We start from the raw sequence: 15,265 nt of genomic DNA, 5'->3' as shown, positions 1-15,265 counted from the left end.
TGCTGCACGCGGTGGGGTGGTCGACGGGGAGGAATTTTTTGACGGGGGTGAAGAGCATCGAGGTGGCTCGACCCTGCTGCAGGCATTTAGAGAACACGGCGCAACTCGTTCGAGACCCCAGCATTCGCTCTGCGAACCCCGAGCAGGCCGCTCGGCGGGAGGGGTCCCTGCGACGAGCACCGAGCCGCCTACAATCTTGGAAGAGCAGAAGATGTGGCTCGGCTCGAGCGCAGGAGTGGGGAGGCGCCCGCCGAATAGGCCGCGGTGCACCGCCGGAGCCCCGACCCATGCCAACCAAAACCAACGACCTCCTCTATCAATTACCCACGACCGCCTCCATCGATCACCCAACCCCCCCCACACGAACCTCCCCGATTCTTCGCAGATTTTTTGGCGACCTCCACCGCACCTGCTAGGGCCCTCGACACCCCAAGACGAGCCCGTGAGGAAGCCCCCCGGCTCCCGAGACTCGTCCACAGCTGGGGAGAACAACTCGTGGAGGGCGAGGCGCGCCATTTTCCCGTGGACAAAGCGGCACCCCGTCCACGCCCATCCACGATCTCCGATCTGGTGAAAGCCGAGTCATTTCAGTGACTTGACTGGCTTATTCACTTCTCCACAGGACAGATCAGAGATCGAGAGAATTTTAAAATTAAAGAACCCTGATCCCTTAGCGGCCGACCTCGAACTCTCGCCCGTCCAGCCCTCCCAAGCTGCCCGCTCCCCTGGTACAACGGGCGGCCGAGGACCCCATGGAGTTCGAGATCGATCAGGCCCGCTTTTTGTCCGCGCTCACCCTGGCGTCGACCGTCGCGGATCGCCGCAGCACCATGCCCGTCTTGGCCAACGTGCTCCTCCGCGCGACGACCGACGACGAGCTGGTGTGCTGCGCGACGGACATGATGATCGCGCTGACGGAGAAGGTGCCCTGCAAGGTGAGCAACCCCGGCAGCCTGACCCTCGGCGTGCGTCACCTGCAGAGCGTGGTGCGGACCCTCCCCAGCGGCGCGCTGCGCATCAAGAGCCTCGACAACTCCTGGGCGCAGATCCTCGCCAAGCGCTCCGAGTTCAAGCTCATGGGCATGCCCGAGGGCGACTTCCCCGAGCTGCCCGACGCGAGCGGGGAGAGCTTCACGACGGTGCCCGCCCACAAGCTGGTCAACCTCATCGAGAAGACCCTGTTCTCCGTGTCCACCGACGAGGCGCGCATCAACCTCAACGGCGCGATGCTCGAGTCCGACGGTCAGACCGCGACGATGGTCTCGACCGACGGCCACCGCCTGACCAAGTTCAGCCTCGAGCTCGAGGGCCTCGCCCTGCCCCGGGAGATCATCGTCCCGCGCAAGGGCATGGACGAGATCCGCAAGGTCCTCAACCGCGTCGAGGGCGAGGTCGGCATCGCGGTCAGCGACCAGTACCTGTTCGTCGAGGCCGAGAAGCTGACCCTCTCGGTCAAGCTCAACAACGTCACCTTCCCGCCGTGGAAGCAGGTCGTGCCCAAGGACTTCCAGCGCCGCGCTGGGGTCGAGCGCACCGAGCTCATCGGCGCCCTGCGCCAGGCCGCGGTCATCGCCCCGGAGAAGACCGCCACGGTCAAGGTCCAGCTCGACAAGGGCAGCTTGCGCCTCAACGCCGACAACCCCGAGCTCGGCGCCATCAACCTCGAGCTCCCGGTCGACTACGACGGCAGCCCGCTGACCGCCGGCTTCAACGCGAACTACCTCATCGAGGCCCTCGGGGCCCTGAGCGCGGACCGCATCTACCTCGACTTCCAGGGCGAGCTCGATCCCTGCGTGCTCCGCCCCGCCCCCGATGACGAGGGCAACGACCCCGTGGACTTCCTCGCGGTCGTCATGCCCATGCGCATCTGAGAGGTCCCAGGCCCCCGTCTTGGAGCTGCGCCGGCTGACCCTCGCGGACTTTCGCAACTTCCGCGGAGCTACGCCCGAGCAGCCGGGCCCTGGGGTCGAGCTGGCCTTCGGCGAGCGCTTCACGGTGCTGTGGGGGCACAACGGCGCGGGCAAGACCAACGTGCTCGAGGCCCTGTACCTGTGCTCGACGCTGCGCTCGTTTCGGACCACTGACGCCAAGGCGCTGCTGCGCCGGGGCCAGGACCACGCCCGCGTCGAGCTCGAGGCCTTCGACGACGACCTGGGCCTCGACACCTGCCTCGAGGTCCGAATCGATCGCGGCGCCCGCTCGACCCGCCGCAGCGCCCGGGTCGACGGCAAGCTGGTTCGATCGGCGACGGACTTTTACGGCCGGGTTCAGGCCGTGCTGTTCACCCCCGAGGACCTCGGGATCCTGCGCGGCTCCCCGGGCGGTCGACGACAGTTCCTCGACCGGGTGCTGTTCGCTCGGCAGCGGGCCCACATCGCCGACGTGCAGCGCTACGAGAAGCTGCTGCGCTCGCGCAACCGCGTGCTCAAGACGGATCCTGCGGAGCTGCCCCGGGCCGAGCGCACGCGCATGCTCGACACCTACGACCACGGCCTGGCCGAGGTCGGGGCGCAGATCTGGGATCGAAGGCAGGGCCTGGTCGAGGACCTGCGCGAGCCCTTCGCGGCCGCCTTCGCGCACATCCACGATCGCCGGGATCCGGGGGAAGGCGGGGCCGCCCTCGCGGCCGGTCTGGCCTACGGGGCGCGGGTGCTGACCCGGGAGTCTCAGCCGGCGACGGCGGTCGAGGACCTCCCGGGCCGTCAGCAGGCCCTGGCGCAGGCTCTGCGTGACACTCGACGGCGCGACGAGGCCGCGGGGCGGACCACCGTCGGGCCGCACCTCGACGACCTGCACGTGCGCCTCGACGGCGTCGAGGCCGGGGACTTCGCGTCTCAGGGCCAGGCCCGGGCGCTGGTCCTCGCGTTCAAGATCGCCGAGCTCCGGGACGCCCAGCAGCGCCACGGTCGACGCCCCACCCTGCTCCTCGATGACGTGTCCAGCGAGCTGGATCCGCGCCGCAGCGCCCGTTTGTTCGAGACCCTGGCCCAAGAGGTCGGTCAGTGCGTGCTGACGACCACGGACGCCCGCTACATCGAGCTCGGGGCCGGGGTCGAGCGCCGGGACTTGCAGGTCCGAGACGGCCAGATCCGCGTCGCCTCCGAGTCCTGATTGGGGCCCCAATCGGGGCGTCGATCGGGCCCTCGATCGATGGCTCGATCAGGCCGTTGGCGAAGCACCAAAAAGTGCTGATTTCGCGCCGCTAACGCCCGGTTATTCGCCGATCTCGCCTGGTCAGGGATCGCCTTCGGTGCTATCTTTCGCGCGCGCGAGGTGCCCAGACAAAAGCCCCATCTCGAGGCTTCGATCTGGACCCCATCGCCACCCCGCTCCGACCATGACGACCGCCGAATCCCAGGCCCCCTCCGCGTCCGAGACCGAGTCCCCCGAAGCCCAAGAGGGACAGCCGACGCCCGCCGCCGACGGGCCGCCGCCCGCCTACGACGAGAGCTCCATCTCCCACCTCGAGGGCCTCGAGGCCGTGCGCAAGCGGCCCGGCATGTACATCGGCGACACCGACGTCACCGGCCTGCACAAGATGGTGTTCGAGATCCTCGACAACTCCATCGACGAGGCCCTCGCCGGGCACTGCAAGCAGATCCAGATCGTCATCCACGAGGACGAGTCGATCTCGGTCGAGGACGACGGCCGCGGCATCCCGACCGGGCCCATGGAGGTCGAGGGCAAGATGGTCCCCGCGGCCATCGCCGTGTTCACCAAGCTGCACGTCGGCGGCAAGTTCGACAACGCGGCCTACAAGGTCTCCGGCGGCCTGCACGGCGTCGGCGTGACCGTGGTCAACGCCCTGTCGGACTGGCTCGAGCTCGAGATCAAGCGCGAGGGCAAGGTGTTCACGGCCCGCTTCGAGCGCGGCGAGGTCGCCCGCGAGCTCGACGTCGTCGGCGAGACCGAGGCCCGCGGGACCAAGGTCACCTTCCACGCCGACCCGCTCATCTACACCGGCGTGCGCGTCGACTTCGACACGCTCAGCTCGCGCTTTCGGGAGCTCAGCTACCTCACCGAGGGCGTCAACATCACGCTCACGGACCTGCGCCCGACCATCAACGGCGAGAAAAAGCGCGAGCAGTCCTTCGACGGCGAGGGCGGCGTGGCCAGCTTCGTCGAGCTGCTCACGGCCAAGCGCACGCGCATCGGGGCGATGATCGAGCTGCGCTCGCAGGTGCCCTTCGAGTTCGAGGGCCAAGATCACGAGCTCGGGGTCCAGGTCGCCCTGCAGTGGACGGACGCCTACCACGAGATGGTCCACTGCTACACCAACAACATCGCCAACCGCGACGGCGGCACGCACCTGACCGGGCTGCGGACCTCGCTGACCCGCGTGGTCAACGGCTACGCCGGCGACAAGAACCTGCTCAAGGGCCACAAGGGCAGCCTCGCCGGCGAGGACGTGCGCGAGGGCCTGGTCGCGATCATCTCGGTCAAGCACCCCGACCCCAAGTTCAACTCGCAGACCAAGGAAAAGCTGGTCTCGAGCGAGGTCACGGCGCTCGTGGGCACGGCGGTGACCGAGGCCCTGAGCCGGCACTTCGAGGAGAAGCCCAAGGACGCCAAGCTCGTCGTCGAGAAGGCCCTGCTGGCCGCTCGGGCCCGGGCCGCGGCCCGCAAGGCCCGGGAGACCATCACCCGCAAGGGCGTGCTCGACGGCCTGAGCTTGCCCGGCAAGCTCGCCGACTGCCAGGAGAAGGACCCCGAGCTCGCCGAGCTGTTCATCGTCGAGGGTGACTCCGCAGGCGGCTCGGCCAAGCAGGGCCGGGACCGGAAGGTTCAGGCCATCTTGCCCCTGCGCGGCAAGATCCTGAACGTCGAGAAGGCGCGCATCGACAAGATCCTGTCGAGCCAGGAGATCGTCACGCTGATCACCGCCCTGGGCACGGGCATCGGCGAGGACACCTACTCCATCGACAAGCTCCGCTACCACAAGATCATCATCATGACGGACGCGGACGTCGATGGTTCGCACATCCGCACCCTGCTGCTGACCTTCTTCTTCCGCCACTTCGTCGAGATCATCGAGCGCGGCTACCTCTACGTGGCCCAGCCGCCGCTGTACAAGGTCAAGGCCGGCAAGAAGGAGCGCTACATCAAGAACGAGGGCGCCCTCGACGAGTTCATCGTCAGCAACGCGGTCGCCGACCTCGAGCTCGAGATCGGCGGCGCGGCGGCGTCCAAGGAGGTCCTCGCCGAGGTCGCCAACGCGGGCATCCGCTACAACAACGTGCTGCGCTCCCTCGAGCGGGAGCACCGGCGCGGCATCCTCGAGGGCATCCTCGGGGCCATCGAGGCCCGGGGCTGGGAGGCCGTCGAGGCCGCCTTCGAGCAGGGCGACGACGCCTTCCTCGCGGCCATGGGCCAGGCCGTGGTCGAGGCCGCCGTGCCGACCATGCCGCTGACCAAGGTCGCCGCCAGCTTGCGCAAGGTCCTCGACGAGGTCGAGGCTCCCGCGGAGGGCGAGGGCGACGAGGGCGAGGGCGAGGTCCAGGCCGCGCGGGAGCGGACCGTGCTGCGCTTCGCCGTGCTGTCCGACGGCGTGACCGTCAACGAAGACGTCGGCCTGCCCCTGCTCCGGTCCACGGAGATCCGCGAGCTCCTGCGCATTCGGGCCGAGCTCGCCGCCCGCGGCGAGGGGGCCATCAAGCTGCGCAAAAAGGGCGACACCATCGCCGAGCCCAAGTCCCTGATGCAGGTCATCGACCACGTCGGCGAGGTCGGGCGCAGCGGCCTGTCCATCCAGCGCTACAAGGGTCTGGGTGAGATGAACCCCGACCAGCTGTGGGAGACCACGATGGACCCGGAGAACCGGGAGCTCTTGCAGATCAAGATCGCCGAGAAGGACATCGCCGACGAGGTCTTCACCGTGCTCATGGGCGACGAGGTCGCGCCGCGCCGGGAGTTCATCACGGAGAACGCCCTCAACACCCGCAACCTGGACGTCTAACTTTGCCCCCGCAGGCGGCTCGAACCGGGGGCGCTCCGTCGCTGTCCGCTCCTCCGCTGAGGTCGTGGGGCAATGGGGTTCGTCCCTACCGAGAAAGGCAGCCGCCCACGGGTTCAACGCCAGCTGAGTCCGTGGACGATGCTTTCGTGGATCATGGGTCCCGGCGCGGCCGGGGTGGGCGACTGCTAGGCGGCATGTGGTCGCCCCCGCAAGCGGGGGCGTAGTCTGGCGAAGGTGACGCAGATGAAGGTCAGACCGTCAGGCCCGGACGACGGGCACCTCAGTAGGCTTGGTCGAGCAAGGCCTCGAGCTCGGCGTCCTCTTCGGCCAGCTCGATGAACAGGCTCTGGACGTCGAGGGCCTGGGCGCCCTTGCCCCGGCGGGGGATGGCCCAGCGCTTGCGCGATTGGTAGCGCTTGACGCCCGTGGGGTCACCGACGAGCTCGACGCACAGGTCGAAGCCGCGGGTCGGCTTGCAGTCGCGGGTGCGGACCTCGTAGCTGCGCTGGGCTTGGAGCATGTGCACGACGCCGCGGTCCTTGCCCTTTTGCTTCCACGTGAAGCTGTCGTAGGAGCCCTGGTAGACCGAGCCGTGGTAGAAGCTGCCGGCGCTGCGCTTGGCGACCTCGGTGATGACCATGGCGTCGACCTGGTCTCGGGGCCCCAGCGGCATCTCGCTGACCCACAGGCGATCAGTCAACTTGGCGGGGGCCTTGTTGTTGCATCCGCTGACGAGGCCGAGGCTGGTCCCCAGGAGCAGGAGGGCGCCGACGAAGCTCGGAAGGCGAGTGCGTGCGGCACGACTCGAGGGATTCACGGTGCTGGGTGCGGTGGGCTCGGGGATCACGGCTAAATCGTGACAAGCTCTCGCCGGCTCAGCAAGGTGGCTTTTGCGTCAGCGACGCGGGAGATACCATGGAGCCATGCTCGACCTCGATGTCCTGCGTCGCTCCTCCCTCCTCGCCAGCGCCGCCCTCGCCCTGACCCTCTTCGCCTGCGACAGCGGCGAGGGAGAACACGGCGGCGGGCACGGAGAAGGTCACGCCGAATCCCACCTTGGCCGGATCCCCGCTGCGGCCCCCGAAAAGCCGATGATCGACGTCGACAAGCTGCGCAAGCAGGCCTTGAAACAATTCGCGGTGCTGCCCGAGTCCTTTCCAAGCGCACAAAACCCCGGCACGAAGGCCAAGGTCGACCTCGGTCGGATGCTCTACTACGACGGGCGTCTGTCCGTGAACGGGGAGATTTCGTGCAACAGCTGCCACGTGCTCAGCGAGTACGGCGTCGACTCCCTCCCCACCTCACCGGGTCACGAAGGCAAGAACGGCGACCGCAACTCGCCGACCGTGTTCAACGCCGCCGGTCACCTCGCCCAGTTCTGGGACGGGCGCGAGCCCACCGTCGAGGCTCAGGCCAAAGGGCCGATCCTCAACCCCATCGAGATGGGCATGCCCGACGAGGCCACCGTCGTCGCGGTGCTCAACGCCATCCCCGGCTACGTCGAGGCGTTCCAAAAGGCCTTCCCCGACGCGGCCGAGGGCGAGGCCGTCAGCTACGACAACATGGCCAACGCCATCGGCGCCTTCGAGCGCAACCTGGTCACGCCCGGGCCCATCGACAAGTGGCTCGCCGGCGACGACGCGGCGCTCTCGGCCGAGGCGATCGCGGGCCTGCAGCTGTTCATGGACTCCAAGTGCACCGATTGCCACACGGGCACGAACTTCGGCGGCGCGAACTACCAAAAGCTCGGCGTCGAGAAGCCCTGGCCCGGGCTCGAGGACGTGGGCCGCTTCGCGGTCACCAAGGACGAGCGCGACCGCAACGTGTTCAAGGTCCCGAGCCTGCGCAACATCGAGGAGACCGGCCCCTACCTCCACGACGGCTCCATCACCAGCCTCGAGGACATGGTCACCAAGATGGTCGAGTACCAGGTGCCGCGCGAGGCCCTGAGCGAGGAAGAGATGGCCAACATGCTCGCCTTCCTCGGCTCGCTCACCGGTGAGCTGCCCACGGCCTACATCGCCAAGCCCGATCTGCCCGAGGGCGACGTGGCCGGCGTGGTCGGGGGCACGGGGGGCGATGACGCAGACGCGGACGCGGACGCGCCGGTCGAGGACGCTCCGGCCGAAGCGGAGCCCAAGCCCGAGCCCAAGCCGGCCGAGGATGCTCCGGCGGACGGCGGCGAGTAGTCCCCTCCCCTCTCAAACGAAAAGAGCAGCTCCATGGCTGCTCTTTTTCGTGCCTGCTCGCGGACCTCAGCCCGCGTCGGGCTCCCACGGATCGGGGATCGGCAGCACCGTATTCGGCGTCTTGCCGTCCATGCGATGCGCCACGAACTCCGCCACCGTGGTGTGCTTGAGGTAGGGGTTGTCGCGCAGCTGCTCGTCGACGGTGGCCGAGGGCGTGGGCCCGTAGTGGTGCCCCGGGTACATCACCGTGTCCTTGGGCAGCTTGCTCATGAGCGCCTCGAGGGTCTCGAACATCAGCTCCGGATCGCCGCCGACGAAGTCGCAGCGTCCGCAGCCGTTCACGAACAGGGTGTCGCCGGTGACGATCGAGTCGCGCAGGCGATAGGAGCACGAGCCCGGGGTGTGTCCCGGGGTGTGCATCATCGTGATCTCGAGCTGCTCGCCGACGCGCACGGTGTCGCCGGGGCTCGAGGCGATGAGGTTCTCGCACTTGAAGTCGGCGAACTCGATCTCCGGGCGCAGCATGTGCACGGGCACGTCGACGTGTTTCAGCAAGGCCTCGACCTTGTCGACGTGGTCGAAGTGGCTGTGCGTGCACAAGATCGCCGAGATGGTCACGTCGAGGCGCTCGGCCTCGGCGAGGATGCTCGGCGCGTGCCAGGCCGGGTCGACCACGGCGACGGAGCGCGTGCGCTTGTCACCCAGGAAGTAGATGAAGTTGTCCCAGGGCCCGAGCTCGAACTGGTGGACGAAGATGCCGTCTTGGCGCATGCAGTGGCCCCTAGAAGGTGATCACGGAGCGGATCGACTCGCCCTCGTGCATCAGGTGGAAGGCGTGGTTGATCTCGTCCAGGGGCATGGTGTGGGTGATCATCGGGTCGATCGAGATCTTGCCGTCCATGTACCAGTCGACGATCTTGGGCACGTCGGTGCGGCCCTTGGCGCCGCCGAAGGCCGTGCCGCGCCAGCTCCGGCCGGTCACCAGCTGGAAGGGGCGCGTCGAGATTTCCTCGCCCGAGCCCGCGACGCCGATGATCACCGAGGTGCCCCAGCCCTTGTGGCAGCACTCGAGGGCCTGGCGCATGACCTGGACGTTGCCGACGCACTCGAAGGAGTAGTCCGCCCCGCCGCCGGTGAGGTTGACGATGTAGGGGACCAGGTCGCCCTCGACCTCCCTGGGGTTGACGAAGTGGGTCATGCCGAAGCGCTCGGCCATCTCTTTTTTGCCCGGGTTGATGTCGACGCCGACGATCATGTTGGCCCCGGCCATGCGCGCGCCCTGGATGACGTTGAGGCCGATGCCGCCCAGGCCGAACACGACCACGTTGTCTCCGGGGGCGACCTTGGCCGTGTTGATCACCGCGCCGATGCCCGTGGTCACGCCGCAGCCGATGTAGCAGATCTTGTCGAAGGGGGCGTCCTCGCGGACCTTGGCCACGGCGATCTCGGGGACCACGGTGTAGTTGGTGAAGGTCGAGGTGCCCATGTAGTGGAACAGGGGCTCGCCGTCGATCGAGAAGCGCTTGCTGCCGTCGGGCATCAGGCCCGCGCCCTGGGTCGAGCGGATCGCCTGGCACAGGTTGGTCTTGCCGGACGTACAGAAGTTGCACTCGCGGCACTCGGGGACGTAGAGGGGGATGACGTGGTCTCCCTTTTTGAGGCTCTGCACGCCGGGGCCCACGTCGACCACGATGCCCGCGCCCTCGTGGCCGAGCACCGCCGGGAACAGGCCCTCCGGGTCCGCGCCCGAGAGGGTGTAGGCGTCCGTGTGGCAGACACCCGTGGCCTTGATCTCGATGAGGACTTCGCCTTCCTTCGGGCCGCCTACTTCGATCTCTTCGATGGTCAGCGGCTTGTTCGGGGCGTGAGCGACAGCGGCGCGCGATTTCATGGGCCGAGGGTACCAATGGAAACTTGGTCAACCACCAAAAAGGCTGGCCCGATGATTCGGAGCCAGCCTCTCGTGGGTTTGAAATGGGAGCGCGGTCGGGCGCTAGGTGAACATCGCCTCGATCTCTTTTTCGACCTCGTCCTCGGTCTTCTCTTTGACCAGGGCGAGCTCTTGGATGAGCAAGGCCCGGGCCGTCTCGAGCATGTTCCGCTCGCCGTAGGACAGGTCCTTGTCACCGCGCAGCAGGTAGAGGTCGCGGAGCACCGTGGCGATCTTGGCCAGCGAGCCCGTGCGGATCTTGTCCATGTACTCGCGGTGGCGACGGTTCCAGGTCGCCGTCGAAATCTTCTCGCCGCGCTTGCGCAGGACCTCGTAGACCTCTTCGACCTGCTCGTTGGTGATCAAGTTGCGCAGACCGACGGAGTCGGCGTTGGACATCGGGACCATCAAGGTCATGTCCTTGCCGAGCACCCGCAGCACGTAAAATCGCTGAGTCGTTCCCGAGATCTCCCGGTTCTCGATGCCGGTGATCTCGGCGACGCCGTATCCAGGGTAGACGGCCTTATCACCAACTTGGAAATCGGGCATACGTTCGGATCCTGAGCCGCAGACGCACTACGGCGGGTCGTAACAACTACCATGATGGTGGAGAAAAGTCAAAAACCTGAGCTTTGTCTCACTCGCGCGCTAGCCCACGGAAAAAGCTAAAAAACCCCCCGCAGCTGGGCTCGCGGCGGGCTCGGATTTGAAGGCGCGGAGGCGATTGCTCGACCTGGGTAAAGCTGCCGTCGTCGCCGTGTGAAACCAGCCGAATCGGTCGATGCGTCTTGAACACGAGCGGTCGAATTCGCGTCTGGGCAGCCATGCGAGGTGTGCTTCCGTTGGCATCCAAGGTCGGGGTCGGGCCCCGCGCAGACCAGGGTGTGGGCTTGCCCCCAGGTCCCGTTTCTCTATCATCACTCGCCATGGCTCCCCGCAGCGGCATTGGTGCCATCGTCCTCGGACTCGGCCTCGCGCTCGTCTCGGCTTGTACGCCGAACCCCGAGCGCCTCGACTCCCCGGCGAGGAATTTCTACTACGCCATCGAGGACGACGATAAGCAGCTCGAGTACCTCAAGCTCAAGGAGTCCGAGCGCCAGGCCCACCTCGAGAAGCTCGGCCTATGGGCAAAGTGGCTCGAGCTGTCCAGCGAAGAGCGCGAGGCCGCCGAGACCGGTGAGATCAAGGTCGGCTTCAAGGAGTTCGCCGCGTACATGGCCTGGGGTCTGCCCGCCGACGTGCGCGTCGCCGAGGCCCGCGGCCGGGAGGTTCGCTACGAGACCTTCATCCGCTGCACCAGCGGGCCGAAGATCGGGCGCTACGTCAGCTCCAACGTCGACTGCGACGGCACCTCGAGCGAAGTCCAGATCGCCGTCGAGAAGGGCATCGTCACCGAGATCAAGTACCTCGACTAGGCCGAGCCTGGTCTTCGACTTTCAGAGGGTCGGCCAAAACGAGTTCTGGCCGACCCTCTGTCTATTTTAGCAGTCGCGGACGACGCCACGCCCTCCCTGCCCCACGTCCGCGACTCAGGGCGCCCTCTCTTCGCGGCGCTCTTTGTCTTGGTTGTTTCCGCCCAGGATGTCCTGGAGGTTGGGCCGATGGCGCTCCCAGACCAGGCCGGCCGTGGCCGCGGCGAGCAGCTTGTAGGCCAAGGGCGCGGTCGGGTCGGCGATGGTCAGGCCGACGATGGTGGTCGTGGCGGTGAGCGAGCCGATCGCCGACACGCGGGTGAGCCACAGGGTCTGCAGGTAGATGGCGATGCCGACCACGGCCGCGACCGGGGACAGGACGAGGAACACCCCGAACGCGCAGGCGACCCCCTTGCCGCCGCGAAAGCGCAGGTAGGGCGTGAAGATGTGGCCCAAGATGGCGGCGAGGGCGACGAGGGCGAGGGGCCCGGGCGCGTCAAAGCGGGCGCTCGCGGCGAGCACCGGCACGCTGGCCTTGGCGACGTCGCCCACGAACACGAGCAGGCCCCAGCCCTTGCCGAGGTTGCGCATGGCATTGCTCGCGCCGATGTTGCCCGAGCCGACCGCGCGCAGGTCGACGCCCCGGGCCTTGCCGATCAGGTAGCCCACGGGGATCCCGGCGACGAGGTAGGCGCCGAGCATCCACGCGAGGACCTCCAGGCTCATGAGCCGCGGCTGGCTTTCTCGTCGATGCCGCTGACGCCGTGGCGCTCGTGGACGATGGCCGACACGCCGGCGGGCTCGAGGTCCCGGGCGGCGAGGCCGACGAGGGCGAAGAAGAGCAGGTCCGCGGCTTCCTTGTGGACCTGCTCGTCGCTCTCGCTGGCCAGGGCGACGGCGAGCTCCTCGGCCTCCTCGCGGATCTTCGCGTTGATCTTGGCGATGCCCTTGTCGAGCAGGCTGCGGACGTAGCTCTTGCCCTCGGCGTTGGTCATGCCCTCCCCGGCCTTGCGGGCGAGGATGGTCGACCACAGCAGCTCGACGGCGGGATCGGTGGCGTGGCGTGGCGGCGCGGGCCCGTCGTCCTCGCCGACGATCGTGCCGAGGTCCTCGCCAGAGATGCCCAGGCGCTTATAGAAGCACGAGTCCGCGCCGGTGTGGCAGGTGGGGCCCGCGGGCGTGGCCGCGACGACCAGCGCGTCGCCGTCACAGTCGACGCGGATCGACTCGAGCGCGAGCACGTTGCCGGAGCTCTCGCCCTTTTGCCACAAGCGCTGCTTGGAGCGGCTGAAGAAGGTGACCTTGCCGCTGTCGAGGGTGAGGGCCAGGGCCTCGCGGTTCATGTAGCCCAGCATCAAGACGCGGCCGTCTCGGGCGTGGGTGATGATCGCCGCGACGAGGCCCTTGTCGTCGGGCGCGAGCGTCGACCACAGGGACTCGAGGGTGTTCATGACAGTCTCCGAGCGTGCTCAGGCCGCGCGTCGGCCTTCCGGGGGTCGGACCGGGATGCCGCGCTCGGTGAGGTACTGCTTGGTCTGGGCGATGGTGTAGAGGCCGAAGTGGAAGATCGACGCGGCCAGGGCTGCGTCGGCTTCGCCCTCGCCGAGGGCCAGGCCCTGGCGGATGTGCTCGAGGGAGCCGACGCCGCCGCTGGCGATGACCGGGATGTTCACGCGCCGGGCGACCTCGCGGGTGATCCACAGGTCGTAGCCGTCGCGGGTGCCGTCCTTGTCCATGGAGGTCAGCAGGATCTCGCCCGCGCCGAGCTCGGCGACCTGCTCGCACCAGCGCAGCGCCTCGAGGCCGGTGCCGCGGGAGCCCCCGTGGATCACGACCTCGTAGAGGGGCTCTTCGTCCCGGGGCAGCGCGGGCATGCGGCGCACGTCCACGGCGACGACGATGGCCTGGCTGCCGTAGCGCTTGGCGAGGCGCTCGATCAGCGGGGGCGAGCTGACGGCGGCGGAGTTGATCGCGACCTTGTCGGCGCCGGCGTTGAGCAGGCGGCGGACGTCGTCCTCGCGGCGGATGCCGCCGCCGACGGTCAGCGGGCAGAAGATCTGCGGGGCGACGCTGCGGACGATCTCGACGAAGGTCTCGCGGCCCTCGGTGGTCGCCGTGATGTCGAGCAGGCACAGCTCGTCGGCGCCCTGGCGGTCGTAGGCGCGGGCGGCCTCGATGGGGTCGCCCGCGTCGCGCAGGCCCTTGAAGTGCACGCCCTTGACCACGCGGCCATTCTTGACGTCCAGGCAGGGGATGATGCGGCGTTTCAACATCGGCTCAGGGCCTCCTCGAGGGTGAAGTTGCGTTCGTAGAGGGCGCGGCCCAAGACCACGGCCCGGATGCCGACGCTCGCCAGGGCGTCGAGGTCGGCGAGGGTGCCGACGCCTCCGCTGGCGATGACGTCGACGGACTCGATGTTCTCGGCCTCGCAGTGCTGATCGATCTGCGTCTGCAAGGCCGCGGTGGACTCGACGGCGGGGCCGACCTGCAGCCCGTCGCGGGCGACGTCGGTGTAGAGCAGGCCGCCGGCGCCCCAGGTCGCGGCCTCGCGGCCGAGCTCGGCGGCGCTGATCGACGAGAGCTCGCGCCAGCCGTCGACGGCGACCATGCCGTCGCGGGCGTCGATGGCCACCACCAGCTTGCCGGGGTGGCGCTTGCACGCGGCCTCGACGGCCTTGGGCTCGCGCACTGCGAGGGTGCCGACGACGATCTTCTCGACGCCGGCTTCAATCAAGGCCTCGATCGCGCCGACGTCCCGGACGCCGCCCCCGACCTCGAACTCGACGGGCGTGTCGCGCAAGCTGGCGACCTCGCGGGCCGCGTCGAGCATGCGGCGGATCAGCTCGACCTGGCGGGCCTCGCCAAAGGCCCCGTCGAGGTCGACGACGTGGATGCGCTGGGCGCCCGCGCGGACGAACTCGGCGGTCAGCTCCCAGGGCTGCTCGGAGTAGACGGTCACCCGCTCACGGTCGCCCTCGGCCAGGCGCACGGCCTTGCCCCCGAGCAGGTCGACGGCGGGGATCACCAGCACTGGCGCCTCACTGGCGGCTCCCGAGCAAGAACGCACGCAGGAAGCGAAGCCCGGCCTGCTGGCTCTTCTCGGGGTGGAACTGGCAGCCGAAGATGTTCTCGTGACGGACCGCGGCGGCGAAGTCGATGTCGCCGTAGGTCGCCGACCACATCACGTCGTCGGAGTTGGCCGCGTCGACGTAGTAGCTGTGCACGAAGTAGTAGTGCTCGTTCGAGGGTCGAACCTCGTTCCAGCCCATGTGCGGGATCTTGAGGCGGCGGGTCTTGTCGCCCTCTTCGACGGTCATGTTGTCCGGGAAGCGTCGACAGCGCCCAGGCAAGATGCCCAGGCCCTTGCGGCCGCCGCCTTCCTCGGAGCCCTCGAAGAGCATCTGCATGCCAATGCAGATGCCGAGGAAGGGGTCACCCCGCTGGATCACCATGCGCAGGGCCTCGCCCATCGCGCCGTCGACCAGTTGGTCCGTGTGGTCCCCAAAGGCTCCTTGCCCCGGGAAAACAACGATTCGTGAGGTCGCCACCAGGTCGGGGTCGTTCGTCACGATGGTCGACGACCCAACCTGGATGAGCGCGCGCTCGACGCTGGCGAGGTTACCCAGGCCAGCGTCGACAAGGGTCAATTCCCGAGCCATGGGTCGGGCGTTTCTAACACAAAACCTGCTTGAGACCGACGAAATTCTGCGATCATGGTTGGCTTACCCGTCCATTTGGCGCCATGAGCGCCGGACGTCGAGCCAGATGGGGTGAGCCG

The 15,265-nt window shown here is 67.9% G+C and carries 14 protein-coding genes; 5 read left to right on the top strand and 9 right to left on the bottom strand.

The genetic code is table 11. The features are described from left to right. Nucleotides 1-752 precede the first annotated feature (752 nt). From dnaN to gyrB, 3 genes are all read left to right on the top strand, one after another. A complete protein-coding gene (gene dnaN, locus PPSIR1_RS15730) occupies nucleotides 753-1,871 on the top strand; it encodes a DNA polymerase III subunit beta (RefSeq protein ID WP_006972076.1) in 1,119 nt (372 codons plus the stop codon). A gap of 19 nt (nucleotides 1,872-1,890) precedes the next feature. Further along, nucleotides 1,891-3,111: a DNA replication/repair protein RecF gene (recF, locus tag PPSIR1_RS15725; protein WP_006972075.1), complete on the top strand. Its 1,221-nt coding sequence runs from the start codon at nucleotides 1,891-1,893 to the stop codon at nucleotides 3,109-3,111. Between the two features lie 226 nt (nucleotides 3,112-3,337). Next, nucleotides 3,338-5,956: a DNA topoisomerase (ATP-hydrolyzing) subunit B gene (gyrB, locus tag PPSIR1_RS15720; RefSeq protein ID WP_006972074.1), complete on the top strand. Its 2,619-nt coding sequence runs from the start codon at nucleotides 3,338-3,340 to the stop codon at nucleotides 5,954-5,956. A 280-nt stretch (nucleotides 5,957-6,236) separates the two neighbouring features. Here gyrB and PPSIR1_RS15715 read toward each other — a convergent pair whose 3' ends face one another. Continuing rightward, complete coding sequence (locus tag PPSIR1_RS15715; RefSeq protein WP_157595603.1) at nucleotides 6,237-6,656, bottom strand: hypothetical protein; 420 nt, start codon at nucleotides 6,654-6,656, stop codon at nucleotides 6,237-6,239. Nucleotides 6,657-6,879: 223 nt separating this feature from the next. Between PPSIR1_RS15715 and PPSIR1_RS15710 the strand changes: the two genes are divergently transcribed. Further along, nucleotides 6,880-8,145, top strand: a complete 1,266-nt coding sequence (locus PPSIR1_RS15710) for a cytochrome-c peroxidase (RefSeq protein WP_006972072.1) — start codon at nucleotides 6,880-6,882, stop codon at nucleotides 8,143-8,145. A 66-nt stretch (nucleotides 8,146-8,211) separates the two neighbouring features. Here the strand turns inward: PPSIR1_RS15710 and PPSIR1_RS15705 are convergent, their stop codons facing one another. From PPSIR1_RS15705 to PPSIR1_RS15695, 3 genes are all read right to left on the bottom strand, one after another. Then, nucleotides 8,212-8,916: an MBL fold metallo-hydrolase gene (locus PPSIR1_RS15705; protein ID WP_006972071.1), complete on the bottom strand. Its 705-nt coding sequence runs from the start codon at nucleotides 8,914-8,916 to the stop codon at nucleotides 8,212-8,214. Between the two features lie 10 nt (nucleotides 8,917-8,926). Further along, on the bottom strand, nucleotides 8,927-10,036 hold the full coding sequence (locus tag PPSIR1_RS15700; RefSeq protein WP_006972070.1) for an S-(hydroxymethyl)glutathione dehydrogenase/class III alcohol dehydrogenase: 1,110 nt from the start codon (nucleotides 10,034-10,036) through the stop codon (nucleotides 8,927-8,929). 102 nt (nucleotides 10,037-10,138) lie between these two features. Further along, nucleotides 10,139-10,624 (bottom strand): CarD family transcriptional regulator, encoded by a 486-nt coding sequence (locus PPSIR1_RS15695; RefSeq protein ID WP_045116072.1) that lies wholly within the window; start codon nucleotides 10,622-10,624, stop codon nucleotides 10,139-10,141. A 377-nt stretch (nucleotides 10,625-11,001) separates the two neighbouring features. On the opposite strand from PPSIR1_RS15695, the gene PPSIR1_RS15690 reads away from it, so the two are divergent. Then, a complete protein-coding gene (locus PPSIR1_RS15690) occupies nucleotides 11,002-11,490 on the top strand; it encodes a hypothetical protein (protein WP_006972068.1) in 489 nt (162 codons plus the stop codon). Between the two features lie 114 nt (nucleotides 11,491-11,604). Here the strand turns inward: PPSIR1_RS15690 and plsY are convergent, their stop codons facing one another. The 5 genes from plsY to hisH are packed head-to-tail and all read right to left on the bottom strand — an operon-like array spanning nucleotide 11,605 to nucleotide 15,146. Then, nucleotides 11,605-12,213, bottom strand: a complete 609-nt coding sequence (plsY, locus tag PPSIR1_RS15685) for a glycerol-3-phosphate 1-O-acyltransferase PlsY (RefSeq protein WP_006972067.1) — start codon at nucleotides 12,211-12,213, stop codon at nucleotides 11,605-11,607. Beyond that, nucleotides 12,210-12,938 (bottom strand): bifunctional phosphoribosyl-AMP cyclohydrolase/phosphoribosyl-ATP diphosphatase HisIE, encoded by a 729-nt coding sequence (gene hisIE, locus PPSIR1_RS15680; RefSeq protein ID WP_006972066.1) that lies wholly within the window; start codon nucleotides 12,936-12,938, stop codon nucleotides 12,210-12,212. Before hisIE ends, plsY begins: the two co-directional genes overlap by 4 nt. Before the next feature lie 18 nt (nucleotides 12,939-12,956). Then, the gene (hisF, locus tag PPSIR1_RS15675) at nucleotides 12,957-13,760 is read right to left on the bottom strand and encodes an imidazole glycerol phosphate synthase subunit HisF (RefSeq protein WP_045116071.1); all 804 of its coding nucleotides are present in this window, start codon (nucleotides 13,758-13,760) and stop codon (nucleotides 12,957-12,959) included. Next, nucleotides 13,754-14,512 carry a 1-(5-phosphoribosyl)-5-[(5-phosphoribosylamino)methylideneamino]imidazole-4-carboxamide isomerase gene (locus PPSIR1_RS15670; protein WP_232296486.1) on the bottom strand — a complete coding sequence of 253 codons (759 nt, stop codon included), beginning with the start codon at nucleotides 14,510-14,512 and terminating at the stop codon, nucleotides 13,754-13,756. Before PPSIR1_RS15670 ends, hisF begins: the two co-directional genes overlap by 7 nt. Before the next feature lie 13 nt (nucleotides 14,513-14,525). Continuing rightward, nucleotides 14,526-15,146 (bottom strand): imidazole glycerol phosphate synthase subunit HisH, encoded by a 621-nt coding sequence (gene hisH / locus PPSIR1_RS15665; protein WP_045116070.1) that lies wholly within the window; start codon nucleotides 15,144-15,146, stop codon nucleotides 14,526-14,528. Nucleotides 15,147-15,265: the final 119 nt, after the last annotated feature.

This window comes from Plesiocystis pacifica SIR-1, from assembly GCF_000170895.1.
In the GTDB taxonomy this organism is placed as follows: domain Bacteria; phylum Myxococcota_A; class Polyangia; order Nannocystales; family Nannocystaceae; genus Plesiocystis; species Plesiocystis pacifica.
Note: the sequence above shows the minus strand (reverse complement) of the source record. Positions and strands in the feature narration are given on the sequence as shown.

Bases quoted from the DNA above. Each gene is read 5' to 3' on its own strand.
- hisH (WP_045116070.1), bottom strand. From the start codon at position 15,146: ATGGCTCGGGAATTGACCCTTGTCGACGCTGGCCTGGGTAACCTCGCC.
- plsY (WP_006972067.1), bottom strand. From the start codon at position 12,213: ATGAGCCTGGAGGTCCTCGCGTGGATGCTCGGCGCCTACCTCGTCGCC.
- PPSIR1_RS15705 (WP_006972071.1), bottom strand. From the start codon at position 8,916: ATGCGCCAAGACGGCATCTTCGTCCACCAGTTCGAGCTCGGGCCCTGG.
- dnaN (WP_006972076.1), top strand. From the start codon at position 753: ATGGAGTTCGAGATCGATCAGGCCCGCTTTTTGTCCGCGCTCACCCTG.
- PPSIR1_RS15690 (WP_006972068.1), top strand. From the start codon at position 11,002: ATGGCTCCCCGCAGCGGCATTGGTGCCATCGTCCTCGGACTCGGCCTC.
- PPSIR1_RS15695 (WP_045116072.1), bottom strand. From the start codon at position 10,624: ATGCCCGATTTCCAAGTTGGTGATAAGGCCGTCTACCCTGGATACGGC.
- gyrB (WP_006972074.1), top strand. From the start codon at position 3,338: ATGACGACCGCCGAATCCCAGGCCCCCTCCGCGTCCGAGACCGAGTCC.
- PPSIR1_RS15700 (WP_006972070.1), bottom strand. From the start codon at position 10,036: ATGAAATCGCGCGCCGCTGTCGCTCACGCCCCGAACAAGCCGCTGACC.
- hisIE (WP_006972066.1), bottom strand. From the start codon at position 12,938: ATGAACACCCTCGAGTCCCTGTGGTCGACGCTCGCGCCCGACGACAAG.
- PPSIR1_RS15710 (WP_006972072.1), top strand. From the start codon at position 6,880: ATGCTCGACCTCGATGTCCTGCGTCGCTCCTCCCTCCTCGCCAGCGCC.
- hisF (WP_045116071.1), bottom strand. From the start codon at position 13,760: ATGTTGAAACGCCGCATCATCCCCTGCCTGGACGTCAAGAATGGCCGC.